The following is a 7,430-nucleotide window of genomic DNA, read 5'->3' on the forward strand; positions in this document are numbered from 1 at the left end:
GCAGATATACCAGCTGCTTGCAGAGCAAGAGGGGCTTGTTCACGAGAAGAGCCGCAACCAAAATTATCCCCTGCAACAAGGACATCTCCTTGTTCCACTCGGTTTTTGAAATCTGAATCGAGATCTTCGAGTACATGTTCAGCCAATTGAGAAAGGTCTAATGTTTTCGTGTATTTACCAGGTATGATTCGGTCGGTATCGATATTATCTCCGTAGACATGGGTTTTACCTTTGATAATCATTAGGGATCACCTCTTTAGTGAATTCTGATGGGTCAGAAATTTTTCCTTGAATGGCTGAAGCAGCAACTGTTGCAGGGGAACCTAAGTACACATTGGAATCTTTATTTCCCATACGTCCTTGGAAATTCCTGTTTGTAGCAGAAATAACATTCTCCCCTTTTCCTGGAACCCCTTGATGGGTGCCCACACATGGTCCGCATCCGGAAGGAATGAAGCTGGCACCAGCCTCTGTCAAAATTTCTATTGTACCGTCTTTTAAGGCATCTAAAAATACTTGTTTGGATGCAGGTGCAATAATGAATCGCACATCCGGGTGAATTTTTCTCCCCTTTACAATACGAGCTACCTCATGCAAATCTTCCAGGCGCCCATTCGTACAACTTCCTACAAATGCTTGTTGGATCGGAGTGCCAAGAACTTCATCAATTGAATCTATATTATCCGGAGAATGCGGACGGGCGACTGCTGGACGTAATTGAGTGACGTCAATTATGATTTTCTTTTCATATACTGCATCTTCGTCAGGTTGAATATGCTCATATGGATAGGGGAGTTTAAGACCTTTTGTATCTACAAAGCCAGCTTTACCACCCATTTCAATGACCATATTTGCAATCGTCATCCGGCTATCAAGTGTCATGTTTTCGAATAGTTTACCAGTGAATTCTATTGCTTTATAAGTGGCTCCCTCAATGCCCAAGGTGCCTACGATATGAAGGATTATATCTTTTGCAGTAATATGATCTGGAGGAGTACCGGTAAGTTCAATTTTGATTGTAGGAGGAACTTTAACCCATGTTTTTCCCGTTAGCATAACCCCTGCTAAATCTGTAGAACCTACTCCTGTAGCGAAAGCCCCCAATGCTCCATAGGTGCATGTGTGAGAATCTGCACCGAGAAACAATTGGCCAGGCTTTACATGCCTATTCTCCACCATCAATTGATGACAAATACCTTCGCCTACATCGTAAAGCTTGATTTGCTGTTCATTAGCAAATTCACGCATTAAAGTGTGTAGATTAGCGATCCGTTCATTTGGTGCAGGGGATGCATGATCAATGACAAGGAATACTTTTTTGTGATCCCATACCTTAATGCCCCCCATTTTTTTGAAAGCTTGTATAGTAAGCGGTGCAGTAGTATCAGAGGCCATTACTCCGTCTACATCGACAATGGCTATTTCGTCTGCATACATATCTTTGTCAGCATGATTGGATATGATTTTTTCAATAATCGTTTGACCCATAAATGTATCCCACCTTTTAATGAATATGTCCCAACTTACTAGAAACTTTCTTAGTCGCTGTTAGAATGCAAGAAATATAATATGCTTTTTTCTCTTGATTTAGCGTGGAAGATAATCCAGATATGGAAATGCTCCCAGCTAGTTTATTTTCGTGTGTAAATATAGGTGCAGATAGAGCGAAGGCTCCTACTATCCGCTCATTTTTACTGAAAGCAAAACCTTTCTGACGGATAAGAAGTAATTCATTTATTATTTTTTGCTTATCTTCTTCTTTTTTAAATTCATTAATCAAGTGATCAATATATTCTTTTGGAGAGAATGCAAGCAGTACTTTCCCGTTAGCACCTTTAAATAAATTATAGGATTGTCCAATCGACACTTTCTCGCGGATCATATTGACACTGTCAATTTTTTCGATACATACTCTGCGATCATTTTCAATGATGTTTAGGTTTATGGTTTCTTGTGTCAATTTTGATAGTTCTTGAAGAGTTTCCCAAGCAGCTTCACGGAGATTCAGAGATTCAGAGACGATGGAAGAGTAATGAAGTAAAGGGAGGCCAAGTTGATATGTCCCCGTGGCAGTTTTTTGACTGATTATTCCTTTAAGTATCAACGAATTCAATAATCGATAAACTGTGGTGCGTTTGTAGCCGGATAATGAAACAAAATCTTGTATGGACAGTTCTTTTTTATCTATGGAATAGCAATTTAGAAGATCAATCGCTTTCTCGACCGATAATACTCTGTCTTTTTCATTCATTTTTTTACTCCTTTAAAAATGTCCGTTATGCGGACACGCATGCTGTAAAATGGAATATGTAAATCCTAAAACGAATTGAATAAATTGTCAAATAAAAAAAGTTGATTATTCTGAATTATTAATTACTGGAAGAATTTGTTTCTTTGATTTGAAAGAAATTAATGGTTGACGCAGAAAAAAATAGGATGATAAGATAAACATAATTTAAAACACGTTCCACATTGTGGAAAATAGGGAGGTGTATGGTATTTATAAAAATCATCTCGCAAACTTTTCTGTTGAATTTAGCCTTCAATCAATACCGTCAATAGTTATAGAGAGAGCCAAGCTGCTTTTTATGGATTCTTTCGTTGCAGTAGTAAGCGGTACTCAAACATCAATTGCTCGTTCCCTTTCAAAGAATCTTTCTTCCTTGTCATCCACAGAAGCTTCACACTCAAATACTTCCATTTCACTAAATGATCGTCATCATTCTTTTTTGTTTTCTGCGCTTACATATGGATTTTCAATGGTTTGTCAAGAGCTGGATGAAGGTAACCCAAAGGCAAAAGGACATCCGGCTTGTCATTTCTTTCCAGCTCTTTTGGCGGAAGCTGAAAGAAACAAAACATATTCAGGAACACAAATGCTTGAAGCCTTCATTATTGGATATGAGATCAACGCCAGGGCCGGTGCAGCTATTACACTAAAAAAAGATATTCATCCACATGGCAGCTGGGGGCTGATTGGTGGAGGATATGCATTAGGAAAATTAAATAACTATACGAGCGAAGAGTATGACTCGATGTTGGCGCTTACCTCTTCATTGCCATTTATCTCTTTATGGAATCCTATTTTTGAAGGAGAGCAAATAAGGGATCTAATGATCGGTCTAAATAACCTTCATTTATTGTTATTACCAGCCATGGTGAATAGCGGTATTTCAAGCAGTTTGAAAAACTTAGAAACAATTTATTCTTCTATCTTGGGTAATTCAGTTGATCATACGAAATTAGCGGAAGGAATCGGAGAGAGATTTGATTTAATGTCCAGTTATTTTAAATTCCATCCTTTTTGCAGGTTTTGTCATTCTCCGATGGAAGGAGTAAAACAATTAATCGAAGAGGAACAAATTTCGATTGATTCCATTAAAAAAATAAATATTAACACGTATGAAGCGGCGGCCAGATTAAATCACTATGATCCTGTTAATGAATATGCAGGTAAATTCTCCATTCCTTATGCAGTAAGCAGTTTTCTTCAAAAGGAGTATGGCAAGACAATTGAGTCTTCGCAGATAGAGGTAAGGGAAGATCTTGATTTGACTAATCTGCTTCCGGATATAAGAGCTTCCGTGATCGACATTTATTTAAATAATGGAGAAAAGAAGCAGTTAAAGGTGCATCATGCTTCAGGAGATAGCAATGATGAATCTCTTAAGGAACAAGTCTTATTAAAAAATAGGAATGCACTATCTGAGGTGATTGGTCAACAAAAAGCAGAGGCGGTGATTGAACAACTATTAGCTCTTGACAGTGCGGATAATTTTTTGAAAATTATAAAAATGGTCAGGTGATAGTGATGGAAAAATTGTGGGATGCTGAGATTGACATAGTAGTTGCAGGAGCCGGCGGATGTGGTCTCATCTCAGCTTTAACTGCTTCCGAGAGCAATTTGGAAGTCTGTATTTTTGAAAAAACGGAATTCATTTTAGGAAATACTGCAGCAAGTGCGGGGATGATACCAGCAGCTAATACAAAGTTTCAAAGGGAAGCGGGTATAGAGGATACAGTAGAAGAAATGACACTGGATATTTTACGGAAAAATAAATTTGAGAGTGATAAAGAGCTGACGGCAGCGCTTTGTAAAATATCCGGACCCCTTGTTGAATGGATGGCAGACACTTTGCAGATTCCCTTATCGGTTGTGACGGAATTTTCCTATCCGGGTCATAGTAATAAGCGAATGCATGCACCACCGACTCGTTCAGGTTTGGAGTTAATGAAATCATTGAAGCGCGAGATTCTGAAAAGAGAAAATATTTATTTGATGGTGCCATCAGAAGTGCAGAGTTTGATTACTAATGAAGAAGGAGAGGTTATTGGTGTATTGGTAAGTACTCCTGACGGACTTCAAAAAATAAAAGCAGGCAAAGTGATATTAGCCACAAACGGTTTTGGAGGTAATAAAGAACTTGTAAATCAACATATCCCTGATATTTCAGAAGCTCTTTATTTTGGCTATGAAGCAAATACGGGAGATGCAATCAGGATGACTGAACAGTTAAATGCGGCTACCTCACATTTATCATCTTATCAGGGTCACTCGGCTGTAGCAGAATCTCATGGTTTATTGGTTACATGGGGAACCATCATGATGGGTGGCTTTATGGTGAACAAAGAAGGAGTCCGCTTTGGTAATGAGGCACAAGGATACTCTGAGTTTGCAGTTCATGTACTAAAGCAGGAAGAGCAGAAAGGCTATATTATTTTCGATAAAGAGATTTATCAGAAACTGCTGTCGATTGAGGACTTTAAGGTCTTGCATGAACTGGACGCATTTAAGTGTGCAGATGATATTAAAAGTCTTGCCATTCAATTAGGAATCAATGCAGATAAGCTTTCTTCAACATTAGAAACTTATCATGATTCGAGAGATAAAGGAGAGGACTCTTTTGGGAGAGTTTCATTTCCGAAAAAATTGAATGCGCCTTTTTACGGCATTAAAGTTTCTCCGGCCCTATTCCATACACAAGGAGGCCTATTGATTAACGAGAATGCACAAGTGCTTTCAAAAAACAATAAGGTCATAGCAAACCTTTATGCAGGCGGAGGTGCAGCTGTTGGAATATCAGGAAAGCATGCGTATGGATATATGTCAGGGAATGGACTATTGGCAGCTCTGGGATTTGGCAGGATTGCAGGGGAACATGCAAAGGAGTCAATTATGATGGAAAGGGTGAGGAATTAATGAGCAGAATATGGGAAGATTCGTTAACGACATCAGACAGAATGGTCATTGAAAAAGGAGGATATGGAACAAAACGGGGACTCGGTAATAAACCTGCCCTCCTTATTATTGATATTCAATATAACTATGTGGGAGAGAAGAAACCGATCACAGAGCAATTGGATGAATGGCCAAGCGGCGGCGGTCAGGCAGCCTGGGATGCAATAGAAAAGATAAATAAATTACGGGATACTTCATATCAGCATAATATCCCGGTTATTTATACCAGAAATGTACAAAAGAAAACAATTACATTTGATTCGTTTGCCTTAAAAGCACAAAGGGACAATTCCAAATATATTGATGGTCGGCCAGAAACACAAATAGTCGAGGAACTTAAGCCAAGAGAAACGGATTTAGTGGTAGACAAGAGTTATGCCAGTGCATTTTTTGGAACACCATTAATTAGTTATCTCATTAAAATGGGAGTGGATTCACTAGTTATTGTCGGAGGTTCTACGAGTGGTTGTGTACGAGCAACTGCTGTTGATGCAGTGACTCGCAACTTTAATGTAGTTGTAGTAGAAGACTGTGTGTATGATCGAATCGAATTATCTCATAAGGCAGGATTACTCGATTTATGGATGAAATATTGCGATGTAGCTTCATTCGGAGAAATAACTAAATATTTAGAGGATTTGGGGGTGGCTAAATAATGCAGGCGGATTTATTAATTAAGAATGGCAAAGTGGTGTTTCCTAAGGCAGGTGTGAAAGAGGCTGATATTGTTATAAAGAATCAAAAAATAATTGGTGTACTGGCAAATGGCGAAAATATAACAGCAAATGAAGTTATTGATGCTGCAGGAAAATATATTTTTCCTGGTGTGATTGATGCTCATCAACATATCGGTATTTATAACTCCATTGAAGAGGATTTCATCGACACCAAACAGCATGCGGTAGGTGGAATCACAACAGTAATAAATTACGATCGACAACCTGTCAGTTATCTAGACTATTTCCCGAAAGTGAAGGAAATCGGCGAACAAAATAGTTATATAGACTTTTCATACAGTTTTGGGATTATGACCGAACAGCATCTGACTGAGCTCGAAGAAACCGTAAACCGTTTTGGGTTAACTTCATTCAAGTTTTTCAGAAATTATGAACGCCAGTTAAACGATAAATTTAAGATTACTGACGGGTTAGATTTATCAACGTATGATTTAAAACGGATTCTAGAAAAGTTTAAATCTATTTCGCCTAAACTTATGCTGGCAGTGCATTGTGAAAATATGGATATCAACCGCAATTTAATTAAACAATACAAAGAAAAAGGGGAGAATGAGGGTTTAGTAACTTGGTCAAAAACAAGTCCAGGATATGCAGAGGCTGAATCCTTATTAAGTACCTTGTATATAAATCACGTTGTGGGTGGAAATGTTTATATAGTTCATCTTACATCAGGTGACAGTGTGAAAGTATTGGAAAATGCAAAATGGTTACAAGGACAAGGAGTGCAAGTGGAAACTTGTCCACATTATTTATGCTTAACAGAGAACAGCCCTGCAGATCTTAAAGCGAAAGTTGGACCGCCTATCCATTCTCAAGAAGATCAAGAGCTGCTTTGGGAAGGGATAAAAAATGGGCTGATTAACACAATCGGAACGGATCATGTCCCATCTTCTTTACATAAAAAGATGAGCATGGGGGAAGGAACTTTTGACGTGTTATATGGGTTTCCGGGAGCAGGGTCTTTATTACCGATTATGTTGACGGAAGGTTATAAAAAAAGGGGAATACCTTTAGAGCGTATTGCTGAAATTACGTCATATCAAGTAGCTGAATCCTTTAATTTGCCAAATAAAGGCCGTATTGAGGTAGGGGCAGATGCAGATTTAGTCATAGTAAATTTGGATAGAAAAGAGAAAGTGTCGCAACAGAGAATGTATGCGGCTTCCGATTATTCGGTTTATGAAGGTATGGAGTTATATGGATGGCCCGAATTCACGATCAGCAGAGGGGAAGTGATCGTTAAAGAAGGTAAACCAATTAAAGAGGCAGGCAGAGGAAAATATATTAAACGATATATTTAAAGGAGGGAGAGAAATTTATGAAAAAATCACTTTTTATAATGATATTGATGATGCTAGTTGTTGCAGGTTGTTCGGAAGGAAGCAGCGGATCAGGAAAGGATGATGTTGTAAAAATCGGCTCTTTGCATCCATTAAGCGGGGGCTTGGCAAATG

The 7,430-nt window shown here is 38.5% G+C and carries 7 protein-coding genes; 4 read left to right on the plus strand and 3 right to left on the minus strand.

Translation table 11 applies throughout. The features are described 5' to 3' along the window. From AC52RT_RS12405 to AC52RT_RS12415, 3 genes are all read right to left on the minus strand, one after another. The coding region (locus AC52RT_RS12405) for a LeuD/DmdB family oxidoreductase small subunit (protein ID WP_495541033.1) at positions 1–242 on the minus strand (242 nt) is incomplete at its 3' end. Continuing rightward, positions 226–1,488, minus strand: coding sequence for a 3-isopropylmalate dehydratase large subunit (locus AC52RT_RS12410; protein WP_495541034.1), 1,263 nt, complete (start codon positions 1,486–1,488; stop codon positions 226–228). The genes AC52RT_RS12405 and AC52RT_RS12410, both read right to left, overlap by 17 nt. A gap of 16 nt (positions 1,489–1,504) precedes the next feature. Then, positions 1,505–2,251, minus strand: a complete 747-nt coding sequence (locus AC52RT_RS12415; protein ID WP_495541035.1) for an IclR family transcriptional regulator — start codon at positions 2,249–2,251, stop codon at positions 1,505–1,507. 238 nt (positions 2,252–2,489) lie between these two features. Between AC52RT_RS12415 and AC52RT_RS12420 the strand changes: the two genes are divergently transcribed. From AC52RT_RS12420 to AC52RT_RS12435, 4 genes are read left to right on the plus strand one after another with little or no spacing between them, the layout of a single operon-like run. Continuing rightward, the gene (locus AC52RT_RS12420) at positions 2,490–3,806 is read left to right on the plus strand and encodes an MmgE/PrpD family protein (protein WP_495541039.1); all 1,317 of its coding nucleotides are present in this window, start codon (positions 2,490–2,492) and stop codon (positions 3,804–3,806) included. A gap of 5 nt (positions 3,807–3,811) precedes the next feature. Continuing rightward, positions 3,812–5,200, plus strand: coding sequence for an FAD-dependent oxidoreductase (locus tag AC52RT_RS12425; RefSeq protein ID WP_495541036.1), 1,389 nt, complete (start codon positions 3,812–3,814; stop codon positions 5,198–5,200). Beyond that, on the plus strand, positions 5,200–5,895 hold the full coding sequence (locus tag AC52RT_RS12430) for an isochorismatase family protein (protein WP_495541037.1): 696 nt from the start codon (positions 5,200–5,202) through the stop codon (positions 5,893–5,895). The genes AC52RT_RS12425 and AC52RT_RS12430 overlap by 1 nt, the downstream gene beginning before the upstream one ends. Beyond that, positions 5,895–7,277 (plus strand): dihydroorotase, encoded by a 1,383-nt coding sequence (locus AC52RT_RS12435; protein WP_495541038.1) that lies wholly within the window; start codon positions 5,895–5,897, stop codon positions 7,275–7,277. The genes AC52RT_RS12430 and AC52RT_RS12435 overlap by 1 nt, the downstream gene beginning before the upstream one ends. The last annotated feature ends 153 nt before the right edge of the window (positions 7,278–7,430 follow it).

The organism is Peribacillus sp., from assembly GCF_059453735.1.